This window comes from Holdemania sp. 1001302B_160321_E10 (assembly GCF_015552275.1).
Lineage (GTDB): Bacteria > Bacillota_I > Bacilli_A > Erysipelotrichales > Erysipelotrichaceae > Holdemania.
This window is the reverse complement of sequence record NZ_JADNEM010000018.1, coordinates 51,369-67,811: the sequence shown is the minus strand read 5'-3', so window position 1 is coordinate 67,811 and position 16,443 is coordinate 51,369. Positions and strand designations below refer to the sequence as shown.

12 protein-coding genes and 1 riboswitch are annotated in these 16,443 nt (G+C 47.5%); of the genes, 1 reads left to right on the top strand and 11 read right to left on the bottom strand.

Features of this window, described 5'->3' with window-relative positions:
- Positions 1 to 6: 6 nt before the first annotated feature.
- The 7 genes from I2D94_RS11800 to I2D94_RS11765 form a co-directional block, all read right to left on the bottom strand.
- Positions 7 to 159, bottom strand: a complete 153-nt coding sequence (locus I2D94_RS11800; protein WP_195397017.1) for a hypothetical protein — start codon at positions 157 to 159, stop codon at positions 7 to 9.
- A 314-nt stretch (positions 160 to 473) separates the two neighbouring features.
- A complete protein-coding gene (locus tag I2D94_RS11795; RefSeq protein ID WP_072684683.1) occupies positions 474 to 962 on the bottom strand; it encodes a pyridoxamine 5'-phosphate oxidase family protein in 489 nt (162 codons plus the stop codon).
- 196 nt (positions 963 to 1,158) lie between these two features.
- A complete protein-coding gene (locus I2D94_RS11790; protein ID WP_072684682.1) occupies positions 1,159 to 2,319 on the bottom strand; it encodes a DUF349 domain-containing protein in 1,161 nt (386 codons plus the stop codon).
- Positions 2,320 to 2,870: 551 nt separating this feature from the next.
- Positions 2,871 to 5,423 (bottom strand): ATP-binding cassette domain-containing protein, encoded by a 2,553-nt coding sequence (locus tag I2D94_RS11785; RefSeq protein ID WP_200798796.1) that lies wholly within the window; start codon positions 5,421 to 5,423, stop codon positions 2,871 to 2,873.
- Between the two features lie 634 nt (positions 5,424 to 6,057).
- On the bottom strand, positions 6,058 to 7,434 hold the full coding sequence (locus I2D94_RS11780; RefSeq protein ID WP_072684681.1) for an ATP-binding protein: 1,377 nt from the start codon (positions 7,432 to 7,434) through the stop codon (positions 6,058 to 6,060).
- Between the two features lie 849 nt (positions 7,435 to 8,283).
- Complete coding sequence (gene guaA / locus I2D94_RS11770; RefSeq protein ID WP_072684680.1) at positions 8,284 to 9,825, bottom strand: glutamine-hydrolyzing GMP synthase; 1,542 nt, start codon at positions 9,823 to 9,825, stop codon at positions 8,284 to 8,286.
- Positions 9,826 to 9,948: 123 nt separating this feature from the next.
- Positions 9,949 to 11,262 carry an NCS2 family permease gene (locus I2D94_RS11765; protein WP_072684679.1) on the bottom strand — a complete coding sequence of 438 codons (1,314 nt, stop codon included), beginning with the start codon at positions 11,260 to 11,262 and terminating at the stop codon, positions 9,949 to 9,951.
- Positions 11,263 to 11,323: 61 nt separating this feature from the next.
- A riboswitch (purine riboswitch) is annotated at positions 11,324 to 11,424 on the bottom strand.
- Between the two features lie 231 nt (positions 11,425 to 11,655).
- On the opposite strand from I2D94_RS11765, the gene I2D94_RS11760 reads away from it, so the two are divergent.
- Positions 11,656 to 12,441, top strand: coding sequence for a copper homeostasis protein CutC (locus I2D94_RS11760; protein WP_072685048.1), 786 nt, complete (start codon positions 11,656 to 11,658; stop codon positions 12,439 to 12,441).
- Positions 12,442 to 12,992: 551 nt separating this feature from the next.
- Here I2D94_RS11760 and I2D94_RS11755 read toward each other — a convergent pair.
- From I2D94_RS11755 to I2D94_RS11740, 4 genes are all read right to left on the bottom strand, one after another.
- A complete protein-coding gene (locus tag I2D94_RS11755) occupies positions 12,993 to 14,195 on the bottom strand; it encodes a cytochrome c biogenesis protein/redoxin (protein ID WP_072684677.1) in 1,203 nt (400 codons plus the stop codon).
- A gap of 74 nt (positions 14,196 to 14,269) precedes the next feature.
- A complete protein-coding gene (locus tag I2D94_RS11750) occupies positions 14,270 to 15,100 on the bottom strand; it encodes an undecaprenyl-diphosphate phosphatase (RefSeq protein ID WP_195397021.1) in 831 nt (276 codons plus the stop codon).
- Between the two features lie 128 nt (positions 15,101 to 15,228).
- Positions 15,229 to 15,726, bottom strand: a complete 498-nt coding sequence (locus I2D94_RS11745) for a GNAT family N-acetyltransferase (RefSeq protein WP_072684676.1) — start codon at positions 15,724 to 15,726, stop codon at positions 15,229 to 15,231.
- Positions 15,727 to 15,768: 42 nt separating this feature from the next.
- On the bottom strand, positions 15,769 to 16,278 hold the full coding sequence (locus I2D94_RS11740) for a methylated-DNA--[protein]-cysteine S-methyltransferase (RefSeq protein ID WP_195397016.1): 510 nt from the start codon (positions 16,276 to 16,278) through the stop codon (positions 15,769 to 15,771).
- Between the last annotated feature and the right edge of the window lie 165 nt (positions 16,279 to 16,443).

Sequence of the window (16,443 nt, the reverse complement as noted above, 5' to 3'; positions counted from 1 at the left end):
TTTCAGTTACATCAACGGTGCAAAAAACTTGATCACATTGACGATCCAACGCTTGATCAACGGTTGGAACTTGCGGCAGTCTTCTATTGTAATCAGCTGAGAGACGACCTGAGTTTTCAGGAAATCATCATGCAGCTGATTGACCGCCGGCGTTCTCACATCCAGGCCGCACATCCATTTTTTTTAAATCTAACAAGAGTTGGAAGAAAAACTACTGAGTGTGCGGATTTAACACTTATTTTCAATATTCAAAGAGATTGTCGTTTCTCATCGGCTGTCTCTCAGAATATCCGCAAGGTTTTTCATGGTTTATTCTTCCTTAAAAGAATTTCATCAGGTGTTTCCTCTTTCCCACAGTGTACCTGTCAGCCTCTTCTATGTAACAAGAAACAGAATAGTTCATCATCACTTCTTCCATTTTACCTGCCTTTTGAAATTGTCTTAATTCACCAACACCGCTGAAAAATACGCAGCTATCGTATTTTTCGCAGTTCCTTCGCTTCTTTTCCCGTCATCGCTTCAATCTGAATTTCTACCATCGTTACGACGTTAAATAATTTATCAATTTCCGCCTTGCGTCCTTTTGGATATTCGGGGGAAAATCGTTCAGCCAGTTTTTCCAGAGCAATCCGCTTCCCTTCAGCTTCAGTCAAAATTCGAGCCTTTCCAAAGACGATCACACTGCGGAAATACGTCGTATATTTATCCGGAACAACCTGATCCTGATCGACGACGCAGAACGACACCCGGGGATTGCGGGCAATCGCTTCCAGTTTATGCCCTTCTCCGGCACAATGAAAATAAAGACGGGAATTCCAATAAACATAGCTGAGCGGTACGGCATACGGATAATCCCCGTCCTCGCCGGCTGTCGCCAGCACCCCTGAGGTCCCATTCTGCAATATGGCAATACATTCTTCTTCAGTTAAAGCCTGATTTTTTCTGCGCATTGTTGTTTTCATCGTTTTACTCTCCTCTTTCGATCTGACATTGGAAACGACTGTCTTTCCCTTGATAACAGAACAACCGTATCTTTATGCTTCGGGTTAGAAGGCGACGGCATTCATCAAGTGATTTGCCAGCGGTTATTTCGCCTTGTTCACCTCGCTCAATCTTATGACAAAAAGAAGCTCTTTTTGCGAGCTTCCTTCTGACGATTTATTTTTTAGTGCCGACGCCGAGCTTTTCGTTAATTTCCGCAAGATCAGCTTCCAGTTCCTGAATAAAGTCTTCCTTATCTTTAATATCTTCAGCCATTTCATCCGCCGCCGTCTGACTCAACAGGGTCGGCAGTTCGTTTTTCATCCATTTCAGCTGACGTTGCTGGGACTGGATCAATTCCATTTTCCGGTTGCGAACCTCCTGCATCCGTTTGATCCAATCGTTGTGCTTCTGTTCGTTAAACTGCTTCAAGCCGGAGAAATAATCATCTGCCGCAGAACGGAATTCTTTCCACAATGCGTCTTCTTTCTCCTTGCCGCAGGATCCAGCTTCTTTCCACAGCACGTTCAGCCGTTTCATCTTTTCGGTATTCTCACGGTTATATTCTTTCTGTGCGACGATCGTGATCGCCTGATCGATCAGTTCTTTTTTCTTCTCAGCCACCTGCTGCTGACGCTCATGAATCTGCGCGTAGGCTGCGCTGCGGCGATCATAGAATTTTTGACGTGCCTCATTGAACTCGTTCCACAGCTGATCGTCGACGTCTTTGCCCGCAAAGCCGGCATTTTTCCATTCATCCATCAGCTTTCTGAGCTGATCGCCAGTCTTCTGCCACTCTTCCGAATCCGCCAGCGCTTCCGCCTTTTTGATCAATTCTTTTTTTACCTGCTGCGCATTCACGGATTTCGCCTTTCGCTCTTCCCAATTCTGACGCTTGCGGTCAAAGAACGCATTGCGCGCTTCGTTGAACGACTCCCACAGCTGATCGTCAGTTTCTTTCCCAGCCGAACCCAAAGCTTTCCACTGCCGCATCAGTTCGTTCATTTCCTCTGTCGCCTGATTCCAGTTTTCCGACTTTGACAATTCCTGAGCGCGTTCAATCAACTCCTGTTTCGCCTTCTGAATACTCTGGAATCCTTCGTTGCGCTTGGCATAGAAAGCGTCGATCATCTTTTCGAATTCATCCGCCAGTTCATCTTCATAAGCTGATTCCCAATACGAAATCCGCTTCCATCTTTTCTTTAAATTCATAACTGCCGAAGCGATTTCATTCCAGTTCTTTGAAAGATCGAGCTGCTTCGCTTCTTCAATAAGTGCTTTTCGGTCTTTGATATCTTCATCAAAATCCCGTACTTCATTCATGTCGTCCATTGCCATCGTTGTTCACCCTCCATTACAAGCTCTATGACTTCAAATTGCGTTCATAGGTTTATTATACCATTAAACAGGACAAAAATGATATTGGTTCTGCCCGGAAGTTCATTCAATTTCGTATTATTTTTCCAGTATGAACTCAGACCTCATTCCGGGTTTGATAAACCAAAATTCATCGACGTTTCATCCAAGCCATTCAAGCGCTGCCGCAAAGTTCTGATCCTGACGTCAATGTTTCTTCATAAACAGAAATACCACATCAACCCGCGTGTTCCAGCCTTCCATTTCCTTACTCGCAAAAGTTTAGCCGCTGTAAAGTTGGATTCTTAACGAATCATGATCCAATATCCTTTTGTGCATGAAAATCAGTTCTGATTTGCCATCGTTCGAGCGTTTCTTCGCTCCCTGTCAATTTCCGCAAAAATAGCGCCTGACAGCCCCGCTTCGATAATAATAAAATTTCTGCTGACCACGATCTTTGATCCATATATTCATTGGCAGCTGTGCTTCAATCCGCCCCCCATAAATCATGGCAGAATTTTTTTGATCCAGCCTTATTCCGGCTGCAGATGTTTCCGCAAATACTTGCCCGTTATACTTTCCTGATTGGCCGCCACTGCTTCCGGGGTTCCAACGGCCACGATCTGTCCTCCGTCCTCGCCGCCGCCCGGTCCCATGTCGATCAGATAATCGGCGTTGGCAATCACGTCGAGATCGTGCTCAATCACGATTACCGTCGCCCCTTTCTCCACTAATCGGTCAAGGATCACAAGCAGGGTGCGGACGTCCAGTGGATGCAGGCCGATCGTCGGTTCATCGAAGACGAAGACCGTGTTTTCCTGCTGCCGCCCCATTTCTGACGCGAGCTTCAGCCGTTGTGCCTCACCGCCGGACAAGCTCGGCGTCGCTTCGCCCAAAGTCAGATAGCCCAGTCCCAGCTCCTGCAATGTCTGAAGCCGCTGGCTGACTGTTTTTAAATCGGAACAGGCATTCAGCGCATGTTTGACATCCATCGCCATCAATTCCGGCAGCGCATACCCGTGTTCCATTTTATTCTGCCGGCGAATGGAGTCCGCCGTCTTGGCATACCGCGAGCCCCTGCAATCCGGACAGGGAATTTCCACATCCGGCAAAAATTGCACGTCGAGGCTGATCGTGCCTGTTCCATCACAGGTGGGACAGCGAAGCTTGCCGGTGTTGTAAGAAAAATCCCCGGCTGAATAATGCAGCGTTTTCGCCTGTGGGGTCCGCGCATATACCTTTCGTAATTCATCATGAACATTGGCATAAGTGGCGACCGTTGAGCGGACGTTAATGCCGATCGGCGTTGCATCGATCAATTTGACCTGACTGATATCCCCTGCCTCCAGTGAGCGCACATGGTTCGGCAGCGGCTTCCCGCCGATCAGGGCTTCCAGGCCTGGAATTAGACTTTCCAAAATGAATGTCGTCTTGCCGGACCCCGAAACCCCGGTTACCACGGTCAGCCGGCCTTTTGGGATATCGGCTTCCAACGGCTTAACGGTATGCAGCGCAGCGGTCGACAGATGGATTTTTCCCAGCTTGAACAGATCTTCGGAAATTGTCCGCCGACATACGTCAACAACGGCGGTTCCCGCCAAAAATGGTCCGATCTGCGATTGAGCGTTTTCTTTAATTTCATTCAGCGGTCCTTCGGCGATCACCTGTCCTCCCTCGGCCCCGGCTCCCGGCCCCATTTCCACAATCCAGTCCGCTTCCCTCAGGATCTGCGTATCATGATCGACCAGAACGACTGAATTTCCATCCTTAATTAAATCATGCATCACCCCGGTTAGTCCCACGATATTGGAAGGATGCAGCCCGATTGAGGGTTCATCCAGAACATACAGCACGCCGGTTGTGCGGTTGCGCACAGCGCGGGCCAGCTGCATCCGCTGACGTTCGCCAGTTGATAACGTTGACGCCGCCCGGTCCAATGTCAGATAGCCCAGTCCCAAATCCATCAGCCGTTTCGCTGCAGTCTGAAAGGATTCGCAGATCGCAAAGGCCATTGGCCGCATCTCTATTGGCAGGGATTCCGGAACCTCCTTAACCCAGAGTGTTAACTGAGATAAGGTCATCCGGCAGGCTTCATCCAGCGAAATACCGCGCAGCTTCGGCGCCCGGGCCGCCACGGAAAGCCGCGAACCTCCGCATTCCGGACAGCTGTCCTGCTTCAGAAATTTTTCAACGCGCTTCATGCCTTTTTCATCTTTCACTTTGGCAAGCGCGTTCTCCACGGTATAAACAGCGTTAAAATACGTAAAATCAATCTCGCAGGCCTGATTGGTGTTCTTGGCTTTATAAAATATATGTTTCTTTTCAGCCGGACCGTAGAAAACGATCTCACGTTCCTTGGCCGTCAATTCCGAGAATGGAACGTCAGTCCGGACGCCCATTGCCCGGCAGACATCCGTCATCAGCGACCACATCAGGGTATTCCAGGGAACGACCGCGCCTTCATCAATCGTCAGCGATTCGTTGGGAACCAGCGTTGACAAATCTACAGTCCTGACGATTCCGGTACCGCCGCACTTCCGGCAGGCTCCCTGACTGTTAAAGGCCAGCTCCTCTGCGGATGGAGCAAAGAAATGTTCCCCGCACACCGGACAGATCAATTCCTGTCCCGCGGCAACGGCTAACGATGGCGGACAAACGTGTCCGTTGGGACAGCGATGATGGGCAAGCCGGGAAAACATCAGACGCAGGCTGTTTAAAAGTTCAGTTCCCGTGCCGAAGGTACTGCGGATTCCCGGAACCGCAGGCCTTTGATGCAATGCCAGCGCGGCAGGAACATAGAGTACTTCATCAACCTGCGCCTTGGCAGCCTGTGTCATCCGTCTGCGTGTATACGTTGAAAGAGCGTCAAGATAGCGGCGTGAACCTTCCGCATATAAGACACCCAGGGCTAATGAAGATTTGCCGGAACCTGATACGCCCGCGATCCCGACAATTTGATTCAGCGGAATATCGACATTGATATTCTTTAAATTATGGACACGCGCTCCACGCACCTGGATCGCATTGGGTACTGAATCAGGTTCCATGCGTAACGCTTGCTGCATTCTGGCTTTCCTCTGTTCCATTGATCTACCTCCTGTTCGATTCCAGGCATGAACCAGTTCATTTCTAATGCTCATTTTATCCGAAATTCTCAGGCATTAAATTGAGCTTCCCAGGATATTTCGCGAAGGTTTCTGTCCAGGCTTGCGGATAATGATTGAAGTTTAACACGGTAATTACATAGATCATGAGTAAGTGTCAAATACACAGCCGCAGAATGCGATGCTGCTTTCGATCTGGAATCCGCTGTCCCAAGCGAGTTCCATCCATGGATCTGAACTCGGTTTTCACTGACTCCGCTTCCACTTAAACAAAAATGAAGTGATGCGGTTCTTCTTTACGTTTATTTTGCTTATAGATGTGATTGTAGAAAGTTTTTAATTTGATCCCTTTATGATTACAGAACTGGCTGGAACTTAAGTCGCTGGCTCGATAGTTCTCTATGATCTGTTGCCATTCTTCCCCTTTCCTTCTCTTCATTGTCTCCTGCTTCCTCTGCCTTGATTACCGCAAAGTTGGTTCTTTCTTTATAGTTGAGACGCTTATGATATTTCAGTTTCAATGATACAAGCCTCACAAATAACCACTAATATTCTGATTCCTTCTTTTTTCCTCCTCTTATGTCTTTTTTATTACCCCATTATCCTTGAACCTTAATCACTCTTTAATCTCCCAATACCCATTAGAACCATGGCCTACAAATCTGATATTATGCATATTTTTAATACGCCGTTTAATTGTCTTTGAACTAACTCCTATTGCCTCTGACATCTTTTCTGTGCTTATTTTATTATTCGCACGTATTAATTGAAGTATTCTTTTTTCTACATTATCCTGAGGGACATCCTGAGGGACATTCTGAGGGACATCCTGAGGGACAACATAATTTAGGTTTGGCATTATTACCGTAAATTGATAACGATCAGAACGAAATATTGGTTTTTTCTTGTCATCATAATTGATCTGCAACTCATACCCGTTAATAATTTTACCAAAACCACTCCCTTTTCTTTCCATATAGCCTAAACGATTTAACACATCAGCTAAAACCGGATTTCTACGTGTTGATGGTATTGTTAATGGGTCTCTATCTTGAATTATCGATCCATCTGGCATTCCACCCGGAGAATAAATTTCCAGCCGATCATCAAAAATATCAATATGAACTTCACTTCCATTAATTAAATAATCGCGATGAGCTAATGCGTTAATTAACGCTTCGTGGTAACTGCGTTCTACATATTCCGGCATTTCTTCTCTTGAATTCGCAGTTTTTCTCCACATTAATCTACTATTGCGTTTAATAAAAGTTTCTCCATTTTCAATTAAGGAAATGATACTTCCTTCATATTCCGCATCATCAATGGCATCAATAGAACCGCCACTCTTATTTAATCCATTCCATCGCGTACAAAATAATCTTGACCAACGAATTGGACTCTCATCCGCAAATAAAGCACCGGCATTGGTTAATTGACCATTTGAATCAACTAATCCAAATGAAATCAAATCTTTGTCATCAAAACTATTCCCTGTCCACTTTTTATATCTTTCTCTTAACTTTGAAAAAGCATAGTCTTCAATTTTATATGTAGAATCTTGTGAATCAAAAGATGAATTTCTCCCACGAAGCACTAAACGTTTTAATTCTATCGGAGATGCTTTTACACTCTCATTCCCAACTCTTATATAGGCTTCCAATACGCCATCCCCACTATAATAATAGGGTGTTTCAAAGCCCTTAAAAACCTCTAAAATGATTACTGTTTGATTATTTGTATTTTCAAATCTTAGATTAAATTCAGGTATTGGATTGAGCTTTGATTTAATTATTTCGCTAATCTTTTCCGCATCTTTCTCCGGCTTTTCTAAGCCAACTATTTCATCATCATCAGAAACCCCAAAAATCAAAAAACCACCAAATGAATTTGCAAAAGCACTAACACTTTTACACCAACTTTTAGGCTTTCTTTCTTCAAGAAGAAGTTTCTTATCATATTCAGATGTCTCACCAATTAGTTGCTTTATATTCATTAAATTATCCATCCTATTTTTATATGCCCTTATTATAATCCAAGTTTATTCAATAAAGCCAGTTTCTTAATTTGAAAATTAGCTATATCAATCAAGAAAATGACTTAACCACATAGAAAAACGAATAATAAGATTATGGTTTATCCATCATGTCATCTGCAAATTTCAGATATTCCTCTTTTGTCCAGAACATCATTTCCTTATATTCCTCTGATCCCATTGCTCAGGCTTCCGCGCCGGATTAGAGAGTAAGCGATAAATCTTACTGCATGATTAAAAATAGAGTTTAATTGACCGTGTATTATTATAAGATGAGTAGCAGAATATGGCTGCCCGAATTCATTTTGATAAGATAGCAACTCATTCTGTTCCGCGATAATATCCTTTGTCTCTATTTTCTCCATCTTACATAATTCAAAATAATGAAGTATCGTTGTGCATATCACATAGCTTTTGGATTTTCATGTATTTTCCTTCACCCGTTTTCTTTTGTCTGTTTCATAGATTTTAAAAAAACTATCTAACTGGATCAAGGCGAAATTACCAATGAAGAAGACAAACAATGGCGCTGTAAATATAAGAACTTGACAACTCTCATCACTGGATAAAAGTTTCCTCGAAAACACTTAGCGATTTTCTTATGAGTGAACTAAAAAAGAAAAATAAACATTAAAAACCTTACTGATTTTCGATATCCAGAAGTGGAAAAGGAAGTCAATAAGGTTTTTCTATACTATTTCTTTAGAAATTATTACATCAGTAGGGATCACATGTTGCCAAATCATTGCCAGCACTTAAACAAATTTGTTTGAATCCGGCATAAACACTAGTTTTTTTCAGTCCATAAACTCATTCAAATTCGATCGTTCCCGGCGGCTTGGACGTGATGTCCAGCAGCACGCGATTGACATGAGGCACTTCGTTAACGATCCGACTGGAAATTACACTCAATACGTCAAATGGAATTCGTGCCCAATCCGCGGTCATCCCGTCGATCGAAGTGACCGCCCGGATCGCGATGGCGTAATCATACGTCCGCTGATCGCCCATGACACCCACCGACTTCATATTCGTCAGCGCGGTGAAATACTGCCAGATGTCCCGTTCAAGTCCTGCCTTCGCTATTTCTTCGCGCAAAATCGCATCCGATTCACGAACCATCATTAATTTTTCTTCCGTGATCTCGCCTAAAACACGAATTCCCAATCCCGGCCCCGGGAACGGCTGCCGCCATACCATTTCGTCCGGCAGGCCCAGCTCCTTGCCCAACTGCCGCACTTCATCCTTGAACAACGTGTTCAGCGGTTCGATCAACTGGAACTGCATATCCTTGGGCAGACCGCCGACATTGTGATGCGACTTGATCGTCTGGGCGGTCTGCGTACCACTTTCGATCACATCTGTATACAGCGTACCCTGCGCCAGCCAGTGGATATTCTCACCCTCTGCCAGCTTCTTGACTTCCTCATCAAACGTATAGACAAACTCATTGCCAATGATTTTCCGCTTCTGTTCCGGATCCGATACCCCTTTGAGCTTATCCAGAAATTTCTTCGACGCGTCGATCTTCCTCAGATTCAGCTTCATATTCCGACCGAACGTCTCCATGACACTCTCTGCCTCACCTTTGCGAAGCAGGCCATGATCAATGAACATGCAATACAGCTGCGATCCGATCGCCTTGTGCAATAACGCCGCCACGACAGAGGAATCCACCCCGCCCGATAAGGCCAGCAGAACCTTGTCCGAACCGACCTGAGCGCGGATCTTCTCAATCTGCATGTCGATGTAATTGTGCATTGACCAGTTATTTTGCGCATGGCAGATTTCAAATACAAAGTTTTTCAGCATCTCGTTGCCATATTCGCTGTGCCGCACTTCCGGATGGAATTGTACCGTATATATCCGCTTTTCCGGATTGCTCGTCGAAGCAAATTCACAAGTAGAGCTGGAAGCGTCCTTCACAAACCCCGGAGCCAGCCTGGACACCTGATCGCCATGGCTCATCCAGACGGTCTGCTTCTTTGGCAGCCCCTTGAACAACAGAGAATCCGATTCAATCTCAATCTCAGTCCGCCCATATTCCTTACTGTTGCACGAACGCACGTCGCCGCCGTTCATGAAATGCGTCATCTGCATGCCGTAACAAATTCCCAGAATCGGCAGACCGCTCGTAAAGATTGCCGGATCACATTTGAACGCATTCTCATCATAGACGCTGTTCGGTCCGCCGCTGAAAATAATGCCTTTCACATCCCCCAGGGCCTGGATCTCCGCCAGCGTCATCGTATTGGGATGCAGCTCACTGTAGACGCCGAACTCCCGGATCCGCCGGGCGATCAGCTGGTTATATTGACTGCCGAAATCGAGAACGATAATTTTATCAGCCATCGTGTTGCCTCCTTTGTTTTGGAATTGAAAAGTGAATTAAAATAACGAGTATTCTAATTCACTTTTTCCTTTGTTTATTTTACCATCGAAAGTGGCGGATTACCACAGAAAATGATGGATGAATCAGATGATGAAATACAGGATAAAGACGATATCCAGAATCCAGATAATCGGCCGGACTTCCTTCGCCTTGCCGCTGCCCAGCATCACCGCGCCATAGGTGATAAACCCTAACGCGATACCGTCGGAAATCGAATAGCACAGAATCATCATAATGATCGCCATGAAGCCGGTCGACGCGAAGATGAAGTTATCCCATTCGATGCCGCCCAGCTGCTGCGCCATCAGAATTCCGACGACGATCAGAGCCGGCGCCGTAACCGCGCTGGTCACGACGGAAAGCAGCGGGAAGAAGACAATCGACAACAAGAACAGAACGCCGGTCGTCACCGCGGTTAAGCCCGTCCGTCCGCCTACCTCAACACCCGAGGTCGATTCTACAAACGACGTTACCGTCGAAGTCCCCAAGACAGCGCCCACACAGGTGCCGACGGAGTCCGAAAGCAGTGCTTTTTCAATATTTTCCAGTTCACCTTTTTCATTGACCAACCCTGCCCGGTTTGCCACTGCAACCAGCGTTCCCGCCGTATCAAAGAAGTCAACAAACAGGAAGGAGAAGATGACGACGATGAAATCCTTATGTGAAAACAGTTCGCCGAAGCCGCTCATAAACGCACCCAGCGTCGGCATTTCAAAGTTGAACTGCATGATCGCCGTCGGCAGCTGCGGCATATTCGCTACTCCGCACAATCCCGCGATGACCCCGACCACCGCGGTGCCGATCAAGCCCCAGAACACGGCCGCCGTGACTTTCTTTGCCAACAGGATCAGCGTCAGCGCCAACCCGAAGATCGCAAGCAGAACCACCGGATCCGTCAGTTTTCCCAAAGCGACGAACGTCGATTCATTGGCGACGATGATGCCGGCATTCTTCAAGCCGATAAACGCGATGAAGAAGCCGATGCCCGCGCCGATGGCCAGTTTCAGCTGCTGCGGAATTGCGTTGATGATCATTTTACGCAAGCCTGTGACCGAAATAACGATGAAGATTATTCCAGAAACAAAGACCGCGGCCAGAGCCGCCTGCCAGCTGTAGCCGAACTGCATGCAGACGGTATAAGTGAAGAACGCATTGACGCCCATGCCCGGAGCTAAGGAAACCGGATAGTTCGCCAGCACGCCCATCAGAATGGAGGCGATGCCAGACGCAATCGCCGTCGCCAGGAAGACGGACTGTACCGGCATGCCCGTGGCCCCCAGCATACCCGGATTAACCGCCAGAATATACGCCATGGCTAAGAAGGTGGTCAGACCGGCCAATATTTCCGTTTTGACCGTCGTTTTGTGAGAAGACAGCTTAAATAACTTTTCTAACATAATTCCCCTTACTTTCTAAAAAGCTTCGCCGTAAAAGAAAAAGCTTCCCGAGGACAGAAGCATGAAGAAAGGCTTCCATCGTAGAATGACGGTTACGGCCGCCATGTAGAAACTCCTGTGCCCGATCCTCAGGAATATACGGTGAACTTTTACGTTTGTCATTATAGCAGAGGTTCCTGACAGTGACCAGTGTTTTCCTGCGTTTTAACGATTTTCTACGGAAATCAAGAAAGAAAACATTCCGGATTGGAAACAAAATCGAAATCAAAAGGGGAAATGCCATCTCCGGCATCACTTCTGATTGCACTTTCCAAACATGAAGGCTACAATGAAATCAAATCACCGGAAATGATCCATGGTGGTAACCAGGTCATTTCAAGGAAGGAGATCGTTATGAAAAAACACATTATTGTCGAGGTCTGCTGCGGCAGCGTCGACGACTGCCTGCTGGCGGAAAAGCTGGGGGCAGATCGGATCGAATTGAACCACGCGCTGGAGCTGGGTGGCCTGACACCGTCGCTGGGTACATTCCTGGAAGCGAAACGTCGGGTCAGCCTGCCGATCTGCGTGATGATCCGGCCGCGGGGCGCCGGCTTCGATTATACTGAGCCGCAGTTTCAGGCCATGCTGAAGGATGCTGAGATCTTTATGGATCATGGCGCCGACGGTCTGGTTTTCGGCTTTCTGAATGAGGATGGCAGCATTAACGAAGACCGGACCTGTCAAATGGTTAAGGCTGCCCGGGGCAAGGAAGCCATTTTCCACAAAGCTTACGACAGCACAGAAAATATGGAAGACTCGCTGAAGACTCTGATCCGCTGCGGCATCACACGTGTGCTGACCAGCGGCGGCGCAGTCTATCCGAATATCGTGGAAGGCTGCAAAGAATTAGGCCGCCTGCAGGATCTCTATGGCGATCAGATTCAGATTCTGCCCGGGGGCGGAGTGCGGGAATACAATGCCCGGCAGGTTCTCAAGCTTGCGCATACCGGACAAATTCATCTGACAGCCAAAAATACGATGATCGACGAATCCACCGGTCATTATCATACTGCCGGCGATCGCTCCGGGCTGGAATATCTGGCCGTTGGGGAAATGAATCTGAAAAAGATCATGGAACAAATCCGGAGCTTTGACGAAGCAGAGCCGGATCCCCTCGTTACCCTGTTTCCGGGATGATCCCGTTCTTTCTTGGCGTCCCGAAGTTTTCAATACATTGTCATGCATTCCTTATTTGTAAGTTTCACGAAAGAAACTGTTTTCATTGATGATGAAATTTTTACAATCAAAGTTGAAAATTGCTTGACAATCTTTACCAACCAGTTTAAACTACTAACCATAAACAGAAACTTGATGGTCCTGATCAAATTCCTGTTTAGATCTAAGTAAAATGAATTTAACCTTATGAACAGTTTCCTCTTTTTCCTCTCTTTCATTTTACTTAACCCGTGGGTCCTGCGCTTCCTTTCGCAGACCCTGATTCCTGGAAAAGTCGGTGGCTCCGACTTTTTTATTTTTAGCCCTGTTTTTCATTTCTTCCGCAGTTTGCAATCCCATTCAATTTCTATGAAAAAAAAGATAAACTTCAATTTCTGAAATTTACCTTTTCTGTTTCCTTTTCTATCTCTTTTCAAATCTGCGGCAAATTCGTCCTGAGTTCACGGCCTCAGCAAGCAGCCGCTTCCCCGTTTCCCGACCGCAGACCTTTGAAAATTCGCTCAATCTCACGCTCAATATGCTTCGTTGTTGCGCGCCATATCAATGATTTGCAGCATCGTCTGCTTATCCATGGCCCCCGGCATATAGCCATATACATTGCCTTCCGTATTGATCAGATACGTCGTCGGCAGTCCGGTCACGCCATAGTTATAATTGACCTGTCCGTCCTCGTCAAAGACTGTCGGGAACGTATATCCGTTTTTATTCAGGAAGTCGATGACGCCCTGCTTGTCGGTTTCCCTTCCGCCCGGCTGATTGACGACCAGAATGACCAGATCGTCCGGTAATTCTTCATACAACTCCTGCACCGAAGGCAATTCCGCCTTGCAATAAGTACACCAGGTGGCAAAAAATTGCAGCATCACAATCTTCCCTTTATAGTCTGAAAGCGTATGGGTATTGCCATACTGATCCGTCAAGGTGAAATCATAGGCCGGAATGATCTCGCGGCCGTTTTCATCCACGGACGGGGTCGCCGTCGGCTGCGGTTGGCTGGAAGCCGCCGTTGAGTTCGCCGGCTGTCGGCGCAGTTGTTCGGAAATCGCCCCCACCGCCGGAACGCTCATCCACAGGCCCATCACGATCAACAAAATTCCGCCCAGCTTCATCGCTTTCGGCAGCCAGCTCTTTTTCTTCTGCAGCCAGTTCAGCGCTTCCTCTGTAAATAATCCCAGGATTAAAAATGGAACGACGAAACCCAGACCGTAACAGAAGATCAGCAGCGTGCTGCTGGATGAAGCCGCCGCAGCGACCAGCACCGAGGAAAGCATCGGTCCGATGCAGGGCGTCCACGCAAAGCTGAATAAGAACCCCATCGCGTAAGCCTGAAGCAGGCTGCCGGCCTCTTTTCCAGCCTGCTTCTGCGTAAACCGGAATTCCCGCATCAGAAACGGAATCTGAATCCAGCCTAACTGCACCAGACCAAAGAAAACGATGAGAATCCCGCCCAGCAGCGAGATTAACAACCGGTTCTCATTTAACCAGCCGCTCAATCCCTTCGCCGACATCGCCGCGATGAAGAATACCGTGCAGATGCCGAGCACAAACGCCAGCGTAAAGCCAAAGATATGCAATCGTTTCCGCCAGCCTGTTAAATCCTTTTTCAGCGCATCCTGACTCAGATACGCCATGTAGACAGGTAAAATCGGCAGAACGCAGGGGGAGAAAAACGACAGGAACCCCTCCGTCAGTACAAGCCATGCTTGATTATTCATACATCAAATCCTTTCTTCTACTCTCAATAAAATAAAGGAAAATGCCTTCGCAGCATTTCCCCCTTATTGAACTCTTACTTCATGAAGAAAAAGTAAGCGAATACCAAAATTCCCAAGGCGATCCGATACACGCCGAACGCCTTGAAGTCGTGCTTGCGGATATACCCCATTAAAAAGCGGATCGCAAACACGGAAACGATGAACGCGACGATCATGCCGACGATCAGCACCGAAGCCGTCGCCAGAGAGAACGCGATTTTCATTTTGATCAGCTTCAGCAGGCTGGCCCCGAACATCACCGGAACCGCCAGGAAGAACGAGAACTCAGCCGCAATCCCGCGCGAGCAGCCCAGCAGCACCGCGCCTAAAATCGTTGCACCGGAACGGGAGGTTCCCGGGATCAAGGCCAAGACCTGGAAAACACCGATTGCCAGCGCCGTCTTGTAGCTCATCTTTTCAAACGAAGTCACGCTTGGGCGGCGATGCCGGCTTTCAATCGCCAGAAACGCCACGCCGTAAATGATTAACATCGAGGCTACCGTGACCGGATTGTAGAAATATGCGTCAATCAGATCGTCGAACAGCACGCCGATGATGCCTGCCGGCACCACCGCGACGATCACTTTCAGCCACAGATCAATCGTACTGCGTTTTTCGTAAGCGTTCTTACGTGGAGAAAACGGATTCAGTTTATGGAAATACAGCAGCAGGACCGCCAGAATGGATCCAAACTGGATGACGACCATAAACATATCGACAAATTCTTTATTCGCGGCCGCATCCGCCAGCACGGTCAGCGGCATCAGCTCATTAACCAGAATCATGTGTCCGGTGCTGCTGATCGGCAGCCATTCGGTAATCCCCTGGACAATCCCCAATAGGATTGCCTTCAACATCTCTATCATCAGATTCACGGAATTCACTCCTTCACTGTTAACATCTTAGCAGACAGTCTTCGTTATTATACCATTGAAATGCCACGGACTCTACCTTTTCCGACGCTTTTCCTGATTTTTTGACCTGAACCGCTTTGCTAGCGGCAATCCAGCTCCATGATATAATCGTCCATAAAATAACCGCCGCCAATCGGCGTTTTTTCTTCCCGCAGTGTGACGAAGCCCCATTTCTGATAAACCGCAATGGAATTTGCGTTGAAGCGGTTGACGGTAAGCTGAATCCGACCGCTTCCCGCTTTTGCTTCTTCTTTGAGAACCGCCAATACCTTTGACGCCAACCCCAGCCCCCGCGCATCGGCGGCCAGATACAGTTTGCTTAGAAACAGATATTCCGGATTCAATGCCGTCGCAACGTAACCGCAAAGCTGGCCTTGATGGAAAACGCCGCGGTACCGATAACCCTGATTGGCAATCTGCGCCTTCATCGCAGGCAGCGATTGGAAATGTTCGACCATATAATTAACCTGATCCACGCCCAGAATAGATTCATAATGTTCATGCCAGATGATTTCCGCAAGTGCCGCAATTTGTTCCAATAAAGCGGCGTCAGCGTCGCGCAATTCAAATGATTCCATCAAATTTTCCTCTTTTCTTTGATTTTCCACAGCTGTCCGCGGTTACTGCGCCGCTTTTTTCAGCTCATCTTCCCGTTTCTTTTCCAATGTCCGGCGTTCCAGTGCCAATAATGTGCGCTTGATATCCAATCCGCCGCCATAACCGGTCAGCGAGCCATCCGCCCCGATTACCCGGTGGCAGGGGATAAAAATCGGAATCGGATTCCGATGATTCGCCATGCCGATCGCCCGCAGCGCTTTCGGCTTGCCAATGCTTTCCGCCTGCTGCTTATATGTCCGGGTTTCCCCATACGGAATTTCCATCAGCGCCTGCCAGGCGGCTTTCTGAAACGCGGTTCCTTCCGGATGCAGAATCAGCTCAAAAGTTTGCCGCCGGCCTTCCAGATATTCCTGCAGCTGCGTGAACGCCTGCCATAAACAAGCCGTTTCCGCTACTTCACATTCCTCGTCCTCAGGAAACTCCTGTTCAAAATCAACGCGTACAATCCGTTCGTCCTTTTCCTCGATCCGGATCATGCCCAGTGTTGTCCGGCGATAAAAACATGCGCGCATAAGACTCCTCCCTAACTTTTCAATTCCATTTTTCACCGGCGGCTGCGCTTTGCTTCATCCGCAATCCCCGGCCTGTTCTCACTGTATTGCTGTATTCATTTTACTCTCGCTGTGCCGAAAAGAAAAGGCTTGTGCGCAAGCTTCAGCGCCCATCCGTTCAACCTG